This window comes from Parabacteroides johnsonii DSM 18315 (genome assembly GCF_025151045.1).
In the GTDB taxonomy this organism is placed as follows: domain Bacteria; phylum Bacteroidota; class Bacteroidia; order Bacteroidales; family Tannerellaceae; genus Parabacteroides; species Parabacteroides johnsonii.
Map to the genome: position 1 here is coordinate 2,781,085 of NZ_CP102285.1, position 20,027 is coordinate 2,801,111.

General features: G+C 51.8%; 17 protein-coding genes. 13 read left to right on the forward strand and 4 right to left on the reverse strand.

The window, feature by feature from the left end; genetic code table 11:
• Positions 1–2 precede the first annotated feature (2 nt).
• The 12 genes from NQ564_RS11405 to NQ564_RS11460 all read left to right on the forward strand — a co-directional run bounded on the left by NQ564_RS11405 (position 3) and on the right by NQ564_RS11460 (position 15,356).
• Positions 3–590, forward strand: coding sequence for an acetyltransferase (locus NQ564_RS11405; protein WP_008151272.1), 588 nt, complete (start codon positions 3–5; stop codon positions 588–590).
• Positions 591–727: 137 nt separating this feature from the next.
• Positions 728–1,999, forward strand: coding sequence for a DegT/DnrJ/EryC1/StrS family aminotransferase (locus NQ564_RS11410; RefSeq protein WP_039848307.1), 1,272 nt, complete (start codon positions 728–730; stop codon positions 1,997–1,999).
• Positions 2,000–2,013: 14 nt separating this feature from the next.
• Positions 2,014–3,921 carry a polysaccharide biosynthesis protein gene (locus NQ564_RS11415; protein ID WP_227963144.1) on the forward strand — a complete coding sequence of 636 codons (1,908 nt, stop codon included), beginning with the start codon at positions 2,014–2,016 and terminating at the stop codon, positions 3,919–3,921.
• A 330-nt stretch (positions 3,922–4,251) separates the two neighbouring features.
• Positions 4,252–5,211, forward strand: coding sequence for a hypothetical protein (locus NQ564_RS11420; protein WP_008151282.1), 960 nt, complete (start codon positions 4,252–4,254; stop codon positions 5,209–5,211).
• Positions 5,208–5,975 carry a YjbH domain-containing protein gene (locus NQ564_RS11425; protein WP_008151284.1) on the forward strand — a complete coding sequence of 256 codons (768 nt, stop codon included), beginning with the start codon at positions 5,208–5,210 and terminating at the stop codon, positions 5,973–5,975. The genes NQ564_RS11420 and NQ564_RS11425 overlap by 4 nt, the downstream gene beginning before the upstream one ends.
• Before the next feature lie 86 nt (positions 5,976–6,061).
• Positions 6,062–7,255 carry a beta-sandwich domain-containing protein gene (locus tag NQ564_RS11430; protein WP_008151285.1) on the forward strand — a complete coding sequence of 398 codons (1,194 nt, stop codon included), beginning with the start codon at positions 6,062–6,064 and terminating at the stop codon, positions 7,253–7,255.
• A gap of 88 nt (positions 7,256–7,343) precedes the next feature.
• Positions 7,344–7,826, forward strand: a complete 483-nt coding sequence (locus NQ564_RS11435) for a phosphomannose isomerase type II C-terminal cupin domain (protein WP_157632064.1) — start codon at positions 7,344–7,346, stop codon at positions 7,824–7,826.
• Positions 7,827–8,097: 271 nt separating this feature from the next.
• Positions 8,098–10,419: a hybrid sensor histidine kinase/response regulator gene (locus NQ564_RS11440; protein WP_008151289.1), complete on the forward strand. Its 2,322-nt coding sequence runs from the start codon at positions 8,098–8,100 to the stop codon at positions 10,417–10,419.
• On the forward strand, positions 10,401–11,702 hold the full coding sequence (locus NQ564_RS11445; protein WP_008151291.1) for a sigma-54-dependent transcriptional regulator: 1,302 nt from the start codon (positions 10,401–10,403) through the stop codon (positions 11,700–11,702). The genes NQ564_RS11440 and NQ564_RS11445 overlap by 19 nt, the downstream gene beginning before the upstream one ends.
• A gap of 368 nt (positions 11,703–12,070) precedes the next feature.
• Entirely contained in the window at positions 12,071–12,568 is a 498-nt protein-coding gene (locus NQ564_RS11450; RefSeq protein WP_260056423.1) for an RteC domain-containing protein, read from the forward strand.
• Between the two features lie 165 nt (positions 12,569–12,733).
• Positions 12,734–14,197: an ATP-binding protein gene (locus NQ564_RS11455; RefSeq protein WP_008151294.1), complete on the forward strand. Its 1,464-nt coding sequence runs from the start codon at positions 12,734–12,736 to the stop codon at positions 14,195–14,197.
• 1 nt (position 14,198) lies between these two features.
• Entirely contained in the window at positions 14,199–15,356 is a 1,158-nt protein-coding gene (locus NQ564_RS11460; RefSeq protein ID WP_008151297.1) for a GNAT family N-acetyltransferase, read from the forward strand.
• A gap of 94 nt (positions 15,357–15,450) precedes the next feature.
• Here the strand turns inward: NQ564_RS11460 and mobC are convergent, their stop codons facing one another.
• The 3 genes from mobC to mobA form a co-directional block, all read right to left on the reverse strand.
• A complete protein-coding gene (gene mobC / locus NQ564_RS11465) occupies positions 15,451–17,460 on the reverse strand; it encodes a conjugal transfer protein MobC (protein WP_008151299.1) in 2,010 nt (669 codons plus the stop codon).
• 129 nt (positions 17,461–17,589) lie between these two features.
• The gene (gene mobB / locus NQ564_RS11470) at positions 17,590–18,837 is read right to left on the reverse strand and encodes a conjugal transfer protein MobB (protein ID WP_008151300.1); all 1,248 of its coding nucleotides are present in this window, start codon (positions 18,835–18,837) and stop codon (positions 17,590–17,592) included.
• On the reverse strand, positions 18,816–19,241 hold the full coding sequence (gene mobA, locus NQ564_RS11475) for a conjugal transfer protein MobA (RefSeq protein WP_008151302.1): 426 nt from the start codon (positions 19,239–19,241) through the stop codon (positions 18,816–18,818). Before mobA ends, mobB begins: the two co-directional genes overlap by 22 nt.
• A gap of 7 nt (positions 19,242–19,248) precedes the next feature.
• On the opposite strand from mobA, the gene NQ564_RS11480 reads away from it, so the two are divergent.
• The gene (locus NQ564_RS11480; RefSeq protein WP_227963145.1) at positions 19,249–19,389 is read left to right on the forward strand and encodes a hypothetical protein; all 141 of its coding nucleotides are present in this window, start codon (positions 19,249–19,251) and stop codon (positions 19,387–19,389) included.
• Between the two features lie 23 nt (positions 19,390–19,412).
• Here NQ564_RS11480 and NQ564_RS11485 read toward each other — a convergent pair whose 3' ends face one another.
• Complete coding sequence (locus NQ564_RS11485; RefSeq protein ID WP_157632065.1) at positions 19,413–20,018, reverse strand: hypothetical protein; 606 nt, start codon at positions 20,016–20,018, stop codon at positions 19,413–19,415.
• Between the last annotated feature and the right edge of the window lie 9 nt (positions 20,019–20,027).

Genomic DNA, 20,027 nt, shown 5'->3' on the forward strand with positions numbered 1-20,027 from the left:
GTATGTATTTATATGGAGCAAGCGGCCATGCCAAGGTAATCATTGACATTCTGGAGGCATCCGGTGTACGGGTGGACGGTCTGATAGATGACAATCCGAATATTGACCAACTACAAGGTTATCCGGTGCGGCATACTTTTACCGGAGAATCACCATTCATCATAAGCATCGGCAACAACAAGATTCGTAAACAGGTGGCGGAAAGATTGCAGACTTCCTATGGAAAAGCCATCCATCCGTCAGCCATTCTCTCTCCGACTGCAAAGATTGGAGATGGAACCGTAGTCATGCAAGGAGCCATAATTCAAGCGGATGCTAATGCGGGAAAACATTGCATCATCAATACCGGTGCTTCTGTGGATCATGAATGCGTCATCGGAGATTATGTGCATGTTTCCCCGCACGCAACGCTTTGCGGAAATGTTCATGTCGGGGAAGGAAGCTGGATTGGTGCGGGCACAACTGCCATTCCGAACTTAAGTATCGGTAAGTGGTGCGTAATAGGAGCCGGTTCCGTTATCACGGAAGATATACCTGACCACGTGTTGGCATTTGGCAATCCTTGCAGAATTATCCGTTACTTGAAATAAAATTCTGGTTTAGGCAAGACTATTATCTTAAGCTTGCCTCCTTTTCATAGGTAATCAATTTTTATCTGAAAAATACATCGGCATTTGATTGTTTTCAAATGCCCACACAACTGCATACTATAAAAATCATATTTGATATGGCAAAAAAACGTATCTATTTGTGCCTTGCCCACATGAGCGGCAAGGAACAGGCTTTCATTCAGGAAGCTTTCGATACCAATTGGGTAGTCCCCCTCGGCCCCAATGTCAACGGCTTTGAGGAAGACTTGGAAAGATTTGTGAATCATACAGAGGGCTTGCACGATAACTCACTGAACAAAAAAGTGGTGGCTTTGTCTGCTGGCACAGCTGCGGTACACTTGGCATTGATTGCCTGCGGCGTGAAAGCCGGGGATGAAGTGTTGGTGCAGAGCTTCACTTTCTGTGCTTCAGCCCATCCGGTGACTTACTTGGGGGCCACACCTGTATTTGTGGATTCAGAGTCACAGACTTGGAACATGAGCCCGGAACTTTTGGAAAAGGCGATAACAGACCGAATGGCAGTCACGGGAAAGAAACCGAAGGCCATTGTGCCGGTGTACTTGTATGGTATGCCAGCTATGATAGAGGAAATCTGTGCGGTAGCTGACAAATACGGTATTCCGGTTATTGAAGATGCAGCCGAAGGATTTGGCAGCCGGTATGACGGACAAGTCTGCGGAACCTTTGGAAAGTATGGCATCCTTTCTTTCAACGGAAACAAGATGATTACCACCTCCGGTGGCGGTGCATTGATATGCCCGGACGAGGAATCAAAAAGGAAAATCATGTTCTACGCTACTCAGGCACGGGAAGCTTATCCTTACTATCAACACGAAGAGATTGGCTATAACTACCGGATGTCCAACATATGCGCTGGTATCGGACGTGGACAAATGACCGTGCTTGATGAGCATATTACCCATCATAGGCATGTACAGGCTTTGTACAAGGAACTGCTCAAGGAGGTAAACGGAATCACGATTCATGAGAATCCTTCGCCTCGTTTTGACAGCAATTACTGGCTGACCACCATCCTGCTTGACCCTGACCTCCGCGTAAAAGGCGAGGAACATGCTTATGAAAGTGTGATACAAGGTGCGGTAGGAGGTGCAGCCGGTGTGACCCATGCCGCTTCCAATCCTCATACGGATTGCGAACCAAATAGAAATGTGGAAGCCATGCGCATCGCTTTGGATGTGGCAGGCGTAGAGTCTCGTCCGTTGTGGAAACCGATGCACCTACAGCCTGTGTACAAACAGAATCCATGTTATACGGATGGAACCTCCGAGCGTTTGTTCAAGAGGGGATTGTGCTTGCCAGCCGGACCCTACGTCACCGACCAAGACGTGATGTACATTGTAGAAACGATTAAAAACAGTATCCAATAAAAACAGATGAGTAAATGATTTCAAGCCTTTCTAATTGGTATTTTTCCAAGAGGGCACTTCCATTTTGGGTCATTCTCATTTTGGATTGCCTGATTGTGCTGGGCGCGGACTTTTTCGTCTATGCGCTCAACAACGGAACATTGCATACCCTTCAGCATTTTAACCTTTTGCTGGGAGCATTTAGCTTTTACCTTCTCTTCTATATTATAGGCTTTAGGCTGTTTCATACCTATTCGGGAATCATCCGTTACTCCTCCTTTGTGGATTTGCAGCGGACAGGGTTTGCCATGCTGACCGGACTGGTATTGATCATGGGAATGAAATATGTGTTCCATTCAGACCGCTGGCTCATGGAAATACGCATGAGGGACATCGGACTTGCCGCTTTGCTGGCGACCACACTAATGTGGGCTATGCGTGTTCTGGTGAAATTCCTGTATGATTCCGCTTTCCATCAGAAACAAGCCAAGCGGGTCTTCATCTATGGGGTGAAAGCCGGTGGCGTGGGATTGGCCAAAAGCATCCGTAACCAAGATGCATCCGCATTTATCCTTGCCGGATTTGTGTCGGACGAATCGGATATGACCAGCCGATACCTGTTGGGCGTGCGAGTGTATCCGAACGATGAGAACCTGGTGAAAGAAATGAAACGGCTTCATGCCAAAGTCTTGCTGGTATCTCCGCTAAAAAACGATGCCATCCGGAACAATCCCGATATGGTCAGCCGGTTGGTGTCAGCAGGCATCAAAATACATATGACTGCCGGCATACAAGAATGGGACGGGAAAAGCGACCTGAGCCACACTCAGCTAAAAGAAGTGGAAATAGAAGACTTGCTGCCCCGTGAGAAAATAGAAATCAATCTCGATTCGGTGAAGGATTTACTGACAGACAAGGTTATCCTGATAACGGGTGCCGCAGGGAGCATCGGCAGTGAGATTGTACGGCAGGTGGCGCAGTTTAATCCCCGAAGGCTCATCCTGATAGACCAAGCCGAAACTCCGTTGCACGACATCCGGTTGATGATGGCCAAGCAATGGCCGGACATCGAAGCGCAGACCATCGTCAGCGACATCTGCATGAAGGAGCGGATGGAGGAAATCTTTGCAGAAAGCCGACCGGATTATGTGTTCCATGCGGCGGCTTACAAGCATGTACCGATGATGGAAAACAACCCGGGTGAGAGCATCCGTAACAATGTGGACGGCACACGAATCATTGCAGACTTGTCCGTCAAGTATGATGTGAAGAAATTTGTCATGGTATCCACCGACAAGGCGGTGAACCCGACCAATGTGATGGGATGCTCCAAGCGCATTTGCGAAATTTATGTGCAAAGTCTGGACAAGGCCATCAAGGAGGGCAAGGTGAAAGGGGTAACGCAATTCGTAACTACCCGTTTCGGAAATGTGTTGGGATCGAACGGTTCTGTCATTCCACTGTTCAAGGAGCAAATTAAGCATGGTGGTCCGGTAACGGTGACCCACAAGGACATTGTGCGTTATTTCATGCTGATACCCGAAGCCTGCAAATTGGTGTTGGAAGCGGGAACCATGGGGAATGGCGGAGAAATCTTTGTGTTCGACATGGGAAATCCTGTAAAAATTATCGACCTTGCAAAAAGGATGATTCAGCTGAGCGGGGCAAAGGATGTGGAGATACAAATCACCGGTTTGCGCGATGGCGAAAAGCTTTATGAAGAGGTGTTGAACGAGAAGGAAAACACGCAGCCCACGTTCCATCCCAAAATAAAAATCGCCAAAGTCCGGGAATATGATTACGAGGATGCCTGTCGGCAAGTGAACGACATGGTGAGGGCCAGCGTGACGGAAAGTGACATGGAAATCGTCAGACGGATGAAAGACATGGTGCCGGAATTCAAGAGCCAACATTCCATATATGAGGTCTTGGACAAAAAATAATCACCGGACAAGTTGTATGCCAAGCTATAAATGTTTTGAAGAACATGTTTGCTTTAACCTAAGCAAAGGCGGAAGCTAAAACAACGTTTTATCATGGGGGGATTATATTCGGACTAATGAAGGTGTGAATAAATGATTGGGGAAAATAAACCTTTCACCTCTTTTCAGGTGAAAGGCTGAAAGTCACTTTGTGCGAGTGCCGTTTCAATGTGAGCCATCTTGGAGTAAAACCGGGATGGCTCACATTGGGTTAAAAGGATGAAGAGAAACTTGCGTTTCGTAGAAAACATCACAAAAGGCATCGGATGAAAGATGACGGGGATATGAACTATGACACCAATAGACAATCGAATAATTACGAGCATATATGAAAAAATGAGAGCTTACGAGAGAAAAAGCAAGAAACTGTTCATCTTGCTATTCATGCTGGTCTTTTATGGGCATTCATCCATAATTGCACAGCCGTCCATACCTGCCGGTCAGGTAGATCTGTTTGTCGGGGCAGATTTCAATTACCGGGATTTGTTTCACAATGGAAAAGTGTATGAAATTCTGCTGAACCTGACACCCGGAGTGAAATGGAACATGGGCAAAGGATGGCAGGCCGCAGCGCAGGCATTAGTGCCGGTGTATAACGACTATGGCGACCGATACAAGAAAGTGCGGCTGAACATGGCAGTGCTATCCAAGGAAACCCATTGGAACTCGCGATGGTTTCTAAAGGCAAGCAGCGGATTGTTCGGACGGGAACGGTATGGACTGGACTTGAAAGGAATGTATGTGGTAAACCGATGGCTTGCATTGGAAGCACAAGCCGGATTAACCGGCTATTGCTCTATGGCAGTGGACTGGGAGGCAAGTACCCCAAAACGGGTTACTGCCTTGTTTGGGGCCGATGTCTATCTGAACAAATGGAATACGCAGTTCCGCGCGAGAGGCGGACGCTTCCTCTATGAAGATTATGGGGCTGTTGTGGAAGCCATGCGGCATTTCAACCACTGCACAGTGGGGCTATATGGAGAGTACAGCAATGAGGGAGGCAAGAATGCCGGTTTTAAGGTGGTGATGATGATACCACCTTACAAACGGAAACGTCGCACGGCCAATTTCCGTCCGGCTTCTAACTTCCGTCTGACATACAGCATGGAGGGTGATGCCTATGCCAACAAGATGTACACGACAGACCCGGAGGAGAACGAGCGCGAGGGCTGGTTTGACCGCAACGCCCTGCAATGGGGAAGCAACACCATGAAGCCGGATTTCACAACCAAGAAAGGAGGTAAGAAATGAAAAGATTATTGATTTGCTTTCTTGTTATGGTATGTGGCTATCCGGCATTGCTGGCACAAGATTATTCGGGTGTAACAGGCATGATCCACGTGCCCACTGCGGAAATGGCGACAGAGGGAGAAGCCCGTGTCGGTTTTTTCTTCTTGAACAAGGAATTTCTTCCCGACACCTACCAATATGAAGGAGAAAAATTCAACACGACCAACCATTTTCTGGCCATTACCCCTTTTTCATGGATAGAAATAGCATACGTTTGCACCATCCTGAAAGGAATTGACAATGATGGCAATGTAGGACATCATAAGAAAGACCGTCACTTTCACCTGAAAGTCCGCCCACTGAAGGAAGGCAAATGGTGGCCAGCGATTGCTATTGGCGCACAAGATCCCGGACGCAAAGTGAACGAATCCTATGCCGAAGGCAGATATCCGGTCAACGACTATTTCCAGAATTATTATGTGGCTGCCAGCAAACACGTTATGTACAAACGGCATGAATTTGGTCTACATTTGACCTACCGTTATTTCACTTCGGATTTCAATGCCAAATGGCGGGGTATAGCGGCCGGCATTACCTATCGCCCATCCTTTGCAAGGAATCTTCGGGCGATGGTAGAATATACCGGTGACGATATTAACATCGGCGCAGACTGCTTGTTGTGGAAACACCTCTTTTTGCAGGCGACCTTGCAGAACGGGAAACATTTCACGGGAGGTATTTGCTTCAAGTTAAACCTGTTGGGTAAAAAAAGCAATACTGATTGAAGCACAACGACTCCAACGATAATTTCTCAAATATTCACAATAATATTACAATATCTAATTTTAGTTGTTCAATTAATTTTTTGAGTATGAAAAATCTAACAAAGTTTGGAATGTACGCATTCCTCAGTGTGGCTTTGTCCACCAGTTTCGTAGGGTGCAGTGATGACGACCCGGATTACAGCAACGTGACACCGCCCACCGTGTCTGTGTCGCACAGTATCAGTGGGCGTGTAACCGGCATAGACGGCAACGGGCTTACAGCTACCGTGAGCATGGACGGCACGTCGGCACAAACAAGCGCAGACGGTACGTTCACTTTTGAAGATGTAGCGGCAGGAAGTCATACGCTGACAGCATCCGCTTCAGGCAAACAGACCAAAGAAACGACCGTTATCGTGAGTGAAAGCGGAAATGCCGCCAATGTAGTGTGGAACGTGGCCCTGCCCAATGAGGGCACGACCATCGAGGTTGCCGCTAGTGGCGATACGGAAACCAACGTGACATCTGAAACCATCGAAGGCAATGACGAGGGAGCGGTCACTGTGGCTGTCACCGTACCTGAAGCAGCAGAATTGCCAGCTGGAAGTTCCATTGTGGTTACGCCGCTTTACACGTTGGATGAAGCCGAGGCCAATACCCGTACCACAACCCGCGCGGCAGAAAGAGTCATGCTGATAGGAACCAATGTAGCTTGTAGCGATGCGAATGCCACGCTTTCAAGTCCCATTGAATTGGCCTACGACGTGGATGCGGAAGTGGCACAATCCGTCACGGCACAGAAATACGTGAACGGACAATGGGTGGATGCCGAGTACACGGTGGAAGGCGGACAGGTGACCGTATTTGCCGACCAGTTCACTTCCTATACATTGCTCTTCGGTGCTGATGTGACCTCCTCTTCCACGACCACGCCGCTTGCCTTTGAACAGGACTTGTGGGATAACCTGTACGGTTCGGGTGATATAACAGTAGGTTCGGCTTCGTTTACCTACCACATCGGAACGGAAATCACTTCGTCAGGTACCAGCAGGATAACCGCTTACCTGATTGAGATTTTGGCCCGCATCGCTGGGGCGAACGTCACTACGGCCACGGGCAGTTATCCCCTCAATGTTACCTTGCCCATTGGTACAGCCTTGCACGTGACAGGGACCCAGCAGGTGACTACCCTGACTGTTTCCGCGTTGAACCGTTCAGTCAGCGGACGGCAATACGGAGATATGGCAGTGACAGCAACCTCTTACAACAGAAACCACGACGGAGGTACAAGCAATAATTGATTATTGTTTTACAACTTGACGACAAGCATCTGGAGGTGAAACTCAAATATACTTTCAGGTGCTTGTTTTGTATATGTCGTTGCTGCATATGAACAAAAAGACAATTATCCATCCCGAACACAACCAAATGTCACCAGCCGTGCCATGCCTCCATGAAGGCAAAGGAGCAGAATTACCGTATGTGGCTTGTCAAAATAGTGATTCTCACTACGCGAATGACAGCGATTCAAGCTATGTAGAACAGCCTTGGGGGACTTACAAAGTCATTACCCGTTTCACCTCCCGAAGCGGGACCCGATTCTTGGTCAGGCATGTCTGTATCCATAACGGGGAAAGCTTCCGTTACCAGCGGCATTCCCACCGGGAAGAAATATGGACGATTATGGATGGAACCGGCTGTTTCGTTCTTGACGGGAAAACAAAAGTGCTACAGGGCGGCGATGTGATTCATATTCACAAAGGACAGAAGCACGCCATAAAATCCGTAACAGAACTGGAACTCATAGAACTGCAAATCGGTGACGATCTGTCAGAGGATGATATCGAATGCTTCGAATGGATCTGGTCCTGATGCCCATGATGTAATTTCTTGGATTTGTATTGAATTTGTATTGGATTTGTATTCCAATACAAAATAAGGAAGCCCTTGCCCCGTTTGGAGTCCAAGGGCTTTCTACTTTTATTCCAAAAGCGTTTTAATTTGTTTTGAATTGTACCAAAATGGTAATTATTCGTAAACTCCGAATCGTCCGCATGGATTATAACAGATAATTCCTATTTTTGCTACCTTAACGAGTAGCACATTCATTTAACAGGATGCGCTACGAATAATATGACTAGCAATGAAAGTATCCTTGACACAAAAGATATATGCCGGGAGCTTCCTGTTGCTGGCCGTCATCGCAGGAATGGTGGTCATCCTTATCCATGAGCGTGGCCGGATGCGGGAAATAGATTCCGAAGTGCATGACCTGCAATCGGTACGGAACGACATCCATGCCGCACAGCTTCACATCACCGAGCTTTCCCTGCTGGGCGAGAGCCTGATCAGCCAGGAAAATACGGATACGGCATACTATCGCCGGAAACGCCTTTCCACGGACAGCCTGCTGCTGGCCTTGAAGCCCCGGTGCAGGCAGCATGTGCGTCCGGGACAGATTGATACGCTCCGGCACCTGCTTGCTGACAAGGAAACGCACCTGTTCCGTGTCGTGGAAGCCATTGGGATGCAGGATGCAGCGGACAGCATTCTGGTCAACCATCTGCCCGAAGTGGCGGAACGTGCCACCCGCATACGTACCGTGAGGAAAAGAAGGGACAATCTCCTGGGAGCATTGGGTGCCAAGAAAACCGTCCGTATATTGCCTTCCGCCGGGGAACTGCACGCTTTCAGCGACAGCCTGATTGCTATGCAGCAGGAAGGAACAGAAGAGATGGAAACCAGCGCCGACAGCCTGTACGCCCACAATCTTGCCTTGAACGCCCGGCTGAACCACCTCATCAAGCATCTGGACCGGCAGGCGCAAGAGGCCTGCTCCTTACGGGAGCACAAGATTCTGGAAGCGCAAAACCGCTCCACGCTCCTGCTAGCCTCTACTTTGTCCGCCGCCATCCTCCTTTTGGTCTTGTTCCATATCGCCATCCACCGGGAAATCCGACGTAATCTCAGCGAAAAGAAAAAACGCGAAGGACTTATCGACGAATTGCAGGCGAGCAACGAGAAGAACCGTCAGTTGCTGCAATTTCGTCGTAACTTGATGCAGACCGTCAGTCACGAACTGCGCACTTCCCTGACGGCAATAAGCGGAAATGCAGAGCTTTTGCTCCGGGATGAAGCCCCGGAAGACCGGACACGCCACATACGCATCGTGCGTGAGTCCGCGGACCGCATGGCTTCCATGACCACAGAGCTGCTGGAATTTTTCAGGCTGGAAAACCGGAAAGAGAAGTTGAACATCCGTCCGTTCCGCTCTGGGTCCATAGCCACTGTACTGGAAACGGAGTTCGCCCCTTTGGCGGAAGCCAAGGGCATCGAATTCGTGACCGACAATCGGACGGCAGAGGTGCTGGGCGGCGACAAGGAGCGCATATTGCGCATCGGAAGCAACCTGCTTTCCAACGCGCTCAAGTTCACCCGCAGCGGCCGCATCACACTCCATACGGATTACAAGGACGGACTGTTCACCCTGTCCGTGCAGGACACCGGAACAGGTATCCCGAAAGAAAAACAGGAACAGATCTTCGCCCCTTTCGAGCGTCTTGGCAATGCCGTGACACAGGACGGATTCGGGCTGGGCCTTGCCATCGTGGCCAATCTCGTAAAGTTGATGCAGGGTTCCGCTTCCGTAGAGAGCGAACCGGGCAAGGGAAGCCGCTTTACCGTTGTCCTTCCGCTGCCGAAAGCCGAAGAAGTTCCGGAAGAAGAGAAAGCGAAGGATGTCCACCCCTCACTGGCCGGATGTTCCGTGCTGGCCATAGACAACGATCCGGTGACGCTCCGCCTGATGCGCGAGATGTACCTTCAATGCGGCGTGTCGTGCGACACCTGCCTGACCTTGACCGATTTGACCGACAGGATACGGGACAAGGATTATGACCTGTTGATAACAGACCTGAAAATGCCGGAAGCAAACGGCTATGAAATCTTGGAGCTGCTGCGCATGTCCGACATCGGCAATTCCCGCACCATTCCCGTGGTGGCAGCCACGGCGGCGGGCTATGTATCGGAGGATGAACTGAGGGAGGCCGGATTTTCCGGGTTGCTTCCCAAGCCGTTTTCCATAGACGAGCTGATGGAAACGACACGACACTACAGCCGTGAAAGACGAAACCGGCAGCCGGACTTTTCCGCCTTGCTTGCTTTCGGCGACAAGCGGAAAACCTTGGAGGAGCTGATTGCCGAAACGAAGAAGGACATGGAGGAAGTCCGGAGGGTTTCCGAAAGGAAAGACTTGGCAGCCTTGAACGGGTTGGTACACCATTTGAGGAGCTCATGGATGGTGATACGGACGGAACGCCCCTTGCAGAAGTTACATGAAGCCATCCATAATGAACCGCGCTCGGACGAAGAGGTCGCCTGCGCAGTCCGTGTCGTGCTGGAACAAGGAGAAACCATCATAAAAGCCGCAGGAAAGGAGATGAAGAAATGGGAAAGATTATCGTAGTGGAAGACAACCTCGTGTACAGCGGGTATGTCTGCAATTTTTTGAAAGAAAACGGATACCGGACAGTGAGCACCTTAGATTGCGCGGGTGCCCGAAAGTTATTTGCCACGATGGACGATGACGACATCGTGCTTGCCGACCTGAAGCTGCCCGACGGCGACGGCATCAAGCTGTTGGAGGAACTGCGCCGACAGGGAAAGCGCAATCCCTGCGTCATCATGACGGATTATGCGGAAGTGTCCACCGCCGTGCGCTCCATGAAATCCGGGGCGGAAGACTATATCCCCAAGAAACTGCTGACCAGCCAGCTTCCCGCCATGCTCCAAGACTTGCAGAAAAGGCAGTCGTTCCATGAGGAACCCCTGTTCATGAGGGAAAGCGAAGCTTACCAGAAAGTATTCGGGCGTCTCCACATCCTGGCCAAAGCCGACATCTGCGTGATGATCCGGGGTGAAAACGGAACCGGGAAGAAACACATCGCGGAGAAGATACATGCCCAGAGCGACCGTGCGGACAAACCATTTGTGACGGTGGACTGCGGGTTGCTTTCCGAGAACCTGGCCGCTTCCGCCCTGTTCGGGCATGAAAAGGGGGCTTTTACCGGAGCGGTCGGGCGCAAGGAAGGCTATTGGGCGGAAGCCGAGGGCGGCACGTTGTTCCTGGATGAGATAGGCAACCTTCCCCTCGGCGTGCAGCAGATGCTGCTCTGCGCCATACAGGACAAGCGCTACCGCCCGGTCGGCGGTACAAAAGACCGGAAAGCCAACGTGCGCATCATCACCGCAACGAATGAGAATCTGGAAGAAGCCATATCTGAAAAGCGTTTCCGCCGGGACTTGTATTTCCGGCTGAGTGAATACACCGTGACAGTGCCCCCGCTCAGGGAATGCCCGGATGACATCCTGCCGCTTGCCGAATTCTTCCGGGAACTTTACAACCAAGAACATGGCAGGCAGGTAAAAGGTTTTGATGCGGAGGCGAAGAAACGGCTGCTGGCCCATGACTGGCCGGGAAACGTGAGGGAATTGAAACAGGTGGTCCAATCCGCCGTGCTCTTTGCCCAAGGGGAGATGGTGACTGCGGAGGACTTGAACTTGGAGGAAGCGGAAAAGCCTTCCGACCCTGACGTTACTTTGAAAGGGGAAGAGATGGAAAGGATACGGATATGCCAGGCTTTGGAAAAGGCCGGGCATAACCGGAAAGAGACCGCCAGGCTGCTTGGCATAAGCCGGAGCACGTTGTACGAGAAAATGGATCTGTATGGGATTCAGACGAAGAAGTGACATGGCGGTGTAGTGTACGAAAAACGGACACTTGTCCGGAAGTCGGACACGGGAAAAGGGTTGCTTATTCTTTCTGAAAACATTTTTTTTGCTCATGAATAATCTGATTTATAGCGAATTGTGTAAGATTCTATCGCCATGACACCATAATTGGACTGCCATTTGCTCCTATGGATGTATGTGCGCACATTTCATCCGATTAAAAACAAAAAGATTAGGAACAAATGGAACATCTCACTTTGACGGAAACCGAATTTTTCCGTCTGATAAGCAATCCCGAGAGCCGCGCCGGGTTACGCACGGCCTACGATGAGTTCACCCAAAGGGTCATCCAGCTCTGCCTCACCCCGTCCGGGAGCGGCCACCCGGTGCACGCCCTGAGCTACGCGGAAACGGAACTGCAATACCATGAGGCCCTGCAAGGCAGGAGTCATGAAAATGAACTGAACCTGCATGTGCACAAGGCCCTTGCCTTTGTGCGCAAGATGCTACGGTTCCTTGCCCGTGAATACCATCCGTTGCCGACACCGCCCTCTCGCATGTTCACCGGCGAGAAAACCGGCGCTCCTCATTCTGACGCCCCTCCGATATGCTGGACGGGCAGCATATCCGACCTGGTGGAATTGTTGTACGGGCTCGACACCCTGAAATGTATCAACGGCGGTGAAACCGGCATCCAGGAACTAATGGCCCACTTCTCCCGAATCTTCGGCATGGAACTGAAAGCCAGCCAGTGCTACAACGCCTATGTGGATATCCGGCGTAGGAAAAACGACAGCCGCACCTATTTCTTCGACCGGGCTTCCGAAAAGTTGAACGAGCGGATCGTGAAAGACGATGAGCGGGAACGGGCACGCAAGAGATGAAAGTGTTTCTGTCCGATTTATTGCCGGGAGCAAGGTGTATGGGTAGAAGCCCCTCTTGCTCCCGGTTCCTTTTTCCTGTTCAATCAATGGCAGATTGCAAGAAAATGCTCCAAAATTTCGTATCTGTCGGTCAAATGATTATTTTTGCCCTCCAAACGATTACGCATGAATATAACCCATATAGACGATATAAGCAAACTGGCCTCCGGCGATGAAGGGAGACGGACAGAATACAAGCAGACCACCGGGCAGTTGGAGCGCGGCATGGAAACATTGTGCGCCTTCCTCAACGGCGAGGGCGGCACGGTGCTGTTCGGTGTCAAGGACAACGGGAAAATCATCGGTCAGGAGGTGAGCGACAAGACGAAACGGGAAATAGCGGAAGCCATCCGCCAGATTGAGCCATTTGCCACGATAAAGGTCTCATACATAAGTATTCCCGACACGAACAAGCAAGTCATTGCCTTATATGCGGAGGAACAACGCTATATGCGCCCATTCACGTACAAAGGCAGGGCTTACCAGCGGATAGAAAGTGTGACATCCGTCATGTCGCAGGACAAGTACAACCACCTGCTGATGCAAAGGGGCGGCAAATACAGTTGGGAGGCGATGCCCAATCCCGACCTGCAAATCAGCGACCTCGACGAGAATGCCATCATCGGCGCGGTACGTGCCGGAATCAGCTGCGGACGCTTGCCGGAAACCACTATCCGAGAGGAAATACCAGTCATTCTTGAAAAATTCGACCTGCTGCATGACGGGAAGCTGAACAATGCCGCTGCCGTGCTGTTCGGGCGCAATCTGTACGACTATCCCCAATGCCTGTTGCGAATGGCAAGGTTTAGGGGTACGACCAAAGAGGAATTCATGGACAACCAACGCCTGCAAGGGAACATTTACGCGTTGTTGGACGCCGCCATGTCGTTCTTTTTCAAGCACCTGTCCTTGTCGGGAAAAATAGAGGGGCTGTACCGTGAAGAAAAGCTGAGCATCCCATACAAGGCATTAAGGGAGTGTTGTATCAACGCCTTTTGTCACAGGGCCTACCACCGTCCGGGTGGTTCGGTGGGCATCGCCATTTATGACGATCGTGTGGAAATAGAGAGCAGCGGCGCGTTTCCTCCCGACATGACCCTTGAAAAACTGCTTGGCGGACACAGTTCAGAGCCCCCCAACCTCATCATAGCCAACGTGCTTTACAAGAGCGAACTGTTGGAGAGCTGGGGGCGCGGCATTAGACTGATGATAGACGAGTGCCATCGTGCAGGCATACCCGACCCGGAATTTCACACGGACGGAAGTTCCGTATGGGTGATTTTCCGTTACAAGAGGGAAACGCCAGAACAAGCACCCGACAAGCACCCGACAAGTACCCGACAAGTGCCCGACAAGTACCCGACAAGCATCGTCCGGCTCATTGAACTGATAGGGGAACACACCTGCTCGCTGAAAGAAATGATGGGAATGATGGAACTGAAAGACAGGGAGAATTTCTTGGGCAATTACCTTAACCCGTCTATGGAAGCCGGATTGGTGGAACCGCTCTATCCGAACCAGCCGAAACATCCCAAACAGAAGTATCGACTCACCGAACAGGGGAAAGCTTTGCTGGAGAGGAGTGAGTAATATGGCGAAGAAGAAAAAGAAACACAGCGGACACTACTGCAAGATATGCGGCTGCCACAAGTCCAACGAGAGCTTCACGGGCAAAGGACACGCGCTGCACATCTGCAAGGAATGCCAGTCGCTTCCAAAGGACGAACAGGCGGACATGATGCGCTGCAATGAGGTGGAGAGCGCCGCATTCCGCTTCCCCATGAGGCGGCAGGACTGGGAACTGCTGGAAAAATACGCCAAGAAGTACAAGGACAGGGAGTCGGGGAAATTCGCTCAGGAGATGCTGGACATGAAACGGGGCGTTTGTGTGCCGGAAGAGGGCGATGAAGAAGCGGATGAATGGGACAACGACATTTTTCAAGTAGCGGAAACCCCGTTTTCGGAATTGGAGGAAGACACCCGTACCGCCATGAGGGAACTGCTGGAGGACAACATCAACGAGTACATGATGCACAAGGACTACATCCCCGAGGGGAAGGACTTGCAGGACATAGCCGATTGGGTACTGAAAGAAACCAATGACACGTTTTATTTGAAAGCCGTTCCCGATGACGCTTACCGCAGGCTCGTGGATGATACAGTCCGGCAGCTGGTCAAGGAATGGAAAGACGACGGTATGGAAATAAAGACCTACGCCGAGTCGCTCATTGTCATGGAAACGGAACGGCTTGTCATCCGTAAAATCACCCGCAAGGACATGGGCGCGTTACTCGCCATTATGGGCAAGCCCGAAGTCATGTACGCATGGGAACACGGCTTTGACAAGAAGGAGGTGCGGCAATGGGTAAACCGCCAGTTCTCCCGTTACCGCAAGGATGGCTACGGTTATTTCGCCCTTGTGTTGAAAGACCGGGGCAAACTTATCGGACAGGCCGGGCTGATGAAAAGCGTGATAAACGGGAATGGAGCGGTGGAACTCGGCTACATCCTGGACAATGCGTATTGGCACAACGGCTATGCCACGGAAGCTGCCCGTAGATGCCTGCGGTACGCTTACGAGGAACTTGGTTTGCAAGAGGTCTATTGCAGCATTCGTCCCGAAAACACGCCCTCCATCCGTGTGGCGGAAGCCATTGGCATGAAGCCTTGCGGTAGCCATACCATCATCATATACAATGGAAAGGAAATGCCCCATCTGCTGTATAAGGCGGAGCAATCAATGCAATAACTATCAAGGGTCAATCAATGAGAAAAGGGAATCCTTAGCCCGGTCTGGACATCCAGCCGAGTTAAGGATTTTCCTTTTTTCGCCTATGGCGTTACTACTTGTTCTGCAAGAGGTGTTGCAGTTCCGGGTCGGACTGGATGCGCTGCAACTCGTCGGCGACAATCTGCCGCACTTCCGCCTTGATGCGATTGTAGTTCTCCTGTATCATTTCCTTCATGCGGTCGTTGCCGTCGGCATCGGTGAAGTCCGTGATGATTGGGATGGGCAGGTAAGCCTGTTCCTCGCGCTTCACCTTCTCCGCGTCCACCACTATCTCGCAATGAAAGATTTTCTGCTCGATGCGCTCGTTGAAATTGTCGGCCACCGCACCCACGAACATGCCCTGCGTCAGTGTGGAAATCTTGCTTGCGGGTATCAGGCTCTCCATCTGTGTGTTGATGGAGGTGGACTTGTCCTCGCGGTTGATGGTAATGCTCTGCCGCTTCTGCAAGATTTTCCCGAAACGCTCCGAAAGCGTTTTGGCGGTCTCACCCACCACCTGCCCGGAGAAGATGTTACCCACCGTATTCATCACAACCGCCGCTTCCTTGTCCCCATAATCGCGTTTCAACTGCGAGAAGTCCTGAAAGCCGAGGCAGACCGCCACCTTGTTGCTTCGGGCGGTGGCAATCAGGTTGTCTAATCCCTTGAAGTAAATCGTGGGCAGCTCGTCGATGATTACCGCCGACTTCAGCTTGCCCTTCTTGTTGATGAGCTTCACGATGCGTGAATTGTACAAGCCCAACGCCGCGCCGTAGATGTTCTGTCGGTCGGGATTGTTGCCGACACAGAGGATTTTCGGCTCATCGGGATTGTTAATGTCCAGCGTAAACTCGCTGTCGGACATGACCCAATAGAGCTGGGGCGAAATCATGCGCGAGAGCGGTATCTTCGCTGATGCAATTTGTCCCATCAACTGCTCGGCTGCGCCGCCCTGCCAAGCGTCCATAAAGGGCGAAAGATAGTTTTCCAGTTCGGGATAACTGGTGAGGATAGGAAAGACATCCTCATACCGTCTGTTCAACAACTCAATGGCGTGTGGGAAGGTACAATACTTTCCATCCTGATAAATCCGTAAAAACCAGATAATACTGGCAAAAAGTATAATCGGACTCTCAACGAAGAAGTCGCCTTGCTTTTGTACCCAAGTCTTGTTCAAATTTAATAAAATGGTGTAGGCACTCTCGTAGGCATCGGTGATGTCCTCCATGAAATCCGGGTGGATGGGATTGCAGCGGTGGCTCCTGCGCGGGTCGTCGAAGTTGATCACGTAGAACTTCGGCTTGACCTTGTAGCCGTCGCCGTGGTTCATCAGGTGGTTGTAGGCGATGGTCGATAAGTCTGGGTACTTAAAATCGTAGCAGTAAAGACTAAAGCCCTTTTCAATCTGCTGCTTGATAAAGTTGTTTACCACGGCATACGATTTTCCACTGCCCGGAGTGCCCAGCACAATAGTGGCTCGGAACGGGTTTACCACGTTGATATACCCGTCGTTCCACTTCTTCCTGTAATAGAAGCGCGTGGGCAGGTTCACCGAATACTCGTTCTCCATGAGGCGTGTCTCCTGCATGAAGCTCTCGTTCTCCACGTTGAACACGTCTTCCATAAGGTTGGTGCGCAAGAGGCGGCTCATCCATGTGCCGGACATCAGTAGGCACACATAGCCCGCCGCCATTGAAGCGGTGTAGAAAGCTACGTTGGCTTCCACGGGCAGCGGCAGGGAGAGCAACCACCAGTTGAGGAAGAACAACGCCAGCCCTGCGGCAAGCACCGCCCAAATCCTGCCCCACGTGATTTTTTCCTCCTTCACGCCTTTTGTGCCGAGGCACGAGAGAGCCAATAACAACAACGCACAAAATTTCGTGTAAAGGATATGGTGGAACAGCCCGGCGGTGCGGTTGAAATTGACCAGCATCCGGTCCACGACACCGATGTCGATGCCCCACAGCCTTACGGCTTCATACCCGTACCAATAGAGGTGGACGACCACCAGAATAATGCTCACGGCGCGGAGAAAGTCCATGATTTTCGCCAACGCCCTCAAATCGTCTTCCTGTTGTGACATAAATCTGTTTCTGTTTTTAGTTGATGAATAATAGTGTTTAATTCCTGTCCGGAAGCGTGGCAACCTAAGGTACGGACTTAGGGTATCTCTGTTACGGACTTAGATACCCTCTGTTCCGTACTTAGGTAATCACAGCCCCAAACCCTTGCGGCGTTTCTTCCGCCTGCGTTTGAGTTCGCGCTCGAAGGCGGCTTCCTCCGCCTGTGCGCCCGATGCGTCGCCGCCAAGCAAGCCCAAGCCCGTGGAGTGACCCTCGTCGTGTTCCACATAGGTATGGGCTTCCGTCTGCGGTTCGTCCCGTGTAACGGCGAACGGCATTGGCGGCGTGTCTGCATACAGCAGGGTGAAATGCTCCTGCAAAGCATTGGCGGAAAATTCCCTGCCCAACCGGGAGCCGTTCAGCACACAGCCCATGCGGTGGTCGATGAAGGTCGCCCCGTAGATGCGCCCCTCGTCCGTATGGCGGAACACCACGTCCACACCCTTCGCTTTGAGCAGGGCGATGAACTCTTCCTTGCGGTACGTCCTGCCCAATGCGGCGGCAACGGTCTTGCGCGTCATGTCCGCTAGACGCTTGTCGCGAATTTGGGCATTGGAATACTCAAACCTGCGGCGCACGGCCTCATAGCCGACGGACTTCCCGATGCGGGACGCCTTGAAAGGATTGCCCACCTTGTTCCCGGCATCGTCGGTGGCGGAATAGACCAAACCATGATATTCGCGCCCGTTCACCATGCCACGCGCTTCCTCCACCGTGACGTTGTAGAGGGAGAGCAGGGCGCGGTATTCGCCCATCGTCCGGAACTTATAAGTAGCCATAACCGCCTTGACGGTGTTTGCCACCTGACGCTTCACGTCGCCCTGCGAGGCATCCACCTTGCGGAGCGGATTGTCGTTGCGGTGCTGCCTGCGGTCGGCGGGGTGCAGGCCGTACTTGCGTTCCAAGTCACGGGTAATCTCCTTGCTGCGGCGGAAGTTGTTGCGGTCGCTGATGCACCTGCCGTCGGCATCCACGCGGATGGTCACGATATGCAGGTGGTGGCGGTCTATGTCCTCGTGCTTGTAGATAATGTACGGCTGTTCGCCGAAGCCCATCCGTTCCATGTACTCACGCGCGATGCCTTCCAACTCCATGTCCGTCAGGCGGTCGTCGGGATGCGGATTGAGCGACACGTGCATGACTGGCTTCTCCGTCCTCGTGTGCGGGGAGAGGTAACGGGAGAAGTCCTGCATGGCACGGCAGATGTCCATCTTTCCGGAACAGCCGTCGAAGATTTTGTTCGTGCCGAGCAGCTTGCCCTGCTCCTTGTTGATTTTCTCCCCGTTGTACGCCAACGCCCCGAACAGCGATTTCCCTAAACTGATTTTTGCGACCATCGTTCCTCGAACTCCTTTGTCAGTTCCACAATCCGGCGCGTCAAAGCCGCCAGTTCCTTCGTGCATTGCTCCAGCTTGTAGAGCAACGCCATCGCCTTCTTCTCCGAGAAATGGCAGCGCAGCTCCTTGACGGCCTGGTTGTAGTTGTTGCCTATCATGCGGTACTGCGCATGAAAAGAGGACAGCTTGGCGTAGTATTCGACCAGCGTCCTGTCCTCCCGGAACACGCGGAATTCCTCCCCGAAGATGCGGGCCTTGGCGAAGACCGCCTTAGCCCTGACCTCCGTCTGTTCGTACATGGCGAGGAACCTGAGCCATTCCTCGTCGCTGAAACGCAGCATCACATGGTGCGTCCTCTTTTCCAACTTGGGGTGTCTGCCCCCTTTCTTTCGTTCTCTGTTCATTGTTACTATGGATTTAGTGGTGTCACGGCATAAGCGCAGCTTCGGCATACGCACCGCAGGTGGAGACAGGCTTCCCGACTTCGGAGAGGAAGCCCCTTCCCCTTTCAGGGGCAAGGCTTGCGGGAGTAACCCGCAAGGTTTCGAGTAACTCGAAACATACCTTGCTGTGTCTTAAAGGACACAAAAATCCGTACCCGACGGATTGGGGATAGACCTGTCGTTACCGACCCTGCAAGGCATCGGTTGCCCGATACCTTTCTGCTGCCCAAAAGAAGGACGGAGCCGGGGCCTGCGGTACGCGCTTTCGGCTTTGCCCTGCCGCTTGGGTGCAAAGGTAGGGCGTTTCCCAGGTCTGAAATACGGCTCAAAAACGCCACAAGCTGCCACGACAGCGCCAAATGCTGCCACGCAAGTGAAAAAAGCATAGCTGCCAGCCTGTAGGCTTTCTGATTTGCGAACCGGCAGGCATTCTTTCTTGCCGGGTGGCGGGCATTCTTGCCTGCCTGTTCTCCCGCCTGCCAGTCTGCCTGCCCTTGTGCCTGCCTGCCGGCACACAGGCATACAGGCATTGGGACGGTGAAATGCCAAAGAGCAAAAAAGGAAACGATAGGAAAGCAATGGCAGAAATGCGTTAAGAAGTCCACGAGGCGGCATTGCCCAAAGGAGTTTTACCTGTTTGAAACCAATAGCCCCACGAACCGGCAGGCATTCTTTCTTGCCGGGTGGCAGGCACTCTTGCCCGCCAGCCTGTTCACCTGCCTGCCGGCACGCAGGCATACCGGCATT

What these genes read in the sequence shown, in the direction of transcription:
- NQ564_RS11405 (WP_008151272.1), top strand. Translation starts at nt 3, where the DNA reads ATGTATTTATATGGAGCAAGCGGCCATGCCAAGGTAATCATTGACATT.
- NQ564_RS11410 (WP_039848307.1), top strand. Translation starts at nt 728, where the DNA reads ATGGCAAAAAAACGTATCTATTTGTGCCTTGCCCACATGAGCGGCAAG.
- NQ564_RS11415 (WP_227963144.1), top strand. Translation starts at nt 2,014, where the DNA reads ATGATTTCAAGCCTTTCTAATTGGTATTTTTCCAAGAGGGCACTTCCA.
- NQ564_RS11420 (WP_008151282.1), top strand. Translation starts at nt 4,252, where the DNA reads ATGACACCAATAGACAATCGAATAATTACGAGCATATATGAAAAAATG.
- NQ564_RS11425 (WP_008151284.1), top strand. Translation starts at nt 5,208, where the DNA reads ATGAAAAGATTATTGATTTGCTTTCTTGTTATGGTATGTGGCTATCCG.
- NQ564_RS11430 (WP_008151285.1), top strand. Translation starts at nt 6,062, where the DNA reads ATGAAAAATCTAACAAAGTTTGGAATGTACGCATTCCTCAGTGTGGCT.
- NQ564_RS11435 (WP_157632064.1), top strand. Translation starts at nt 7,344, where the DNA reads ATGAACAAAAAGACAATTATCCATCCCGAACACAACCAAATGTCACCA.
- NQ564_RS11440 (WP_008151289.1), top strand. Translation starts at nt 8,098, where the DNA reads ATGAAAGTATCCTTGACACAAAAGATATATGCCGGGAGCTTCCTGTTG.
- NQ564_RS11445 (WP_008151291.1), top strand. Translation starts at nt 10,401, where the DNA reads ATGGGAAAGATTATCGTAGTGGAAGACAACCTCGTGTACAGCGGGTAT.
- NQ564_RS11455 (WP_008151294.1), top strand. Translation starts at nt 12,734, where the DNA reads ATGAATATAACCCATATAGACGATATAAGCAAACTGGCCTCCGGCGAT.
- NQ564_RS11460 (WP_008151297.1), top strand. Translation starts at nt 14,199, where the DNA reads ATGGCGAAGAAGAAAAAGAAACACAGCGGACACTACTGCAAGATATGC.
- mobC (WP_008151299.1), bottom strand. Translation starts at nt 17,460, where the DNA reads ATGTCACAACAGGAAGACGATTTGAGGGCGTTGGCGAAAATCATGGAC.
- mobB (WP_008151300.1), bottom strand. Translation starts at nt 18,837, where the DNA reads ATGGTCGCAAAAATCAGTTTAGGGAAATCGCTGTTCGGGGCGTTGGCG.
- mobA (WP_008151302.1), bottom strand. Translation starts at nt 19,241, where the DNA reads ATGAACAGAGAACGAAAGAAAGGGGGCAGACACCCCAAGTTGGAAAAG.
- NQ564_RS11480 (WP_227963145.1), top strand. Translation starts at nt 19,249, where the DNA reads ATGGATTTAGTGGTGTCACGGCATAAGCGCAGCTTCGGCATACGCACC.
- NQ564_RS11485 (WP_157632065.1), bottom strand. Translation starts at nt 20,018, where the DNA reads ATGCCTGCGTGCCGGCAGGCAGGTGAACAGGCTGGCGGGCAAGAGTGC.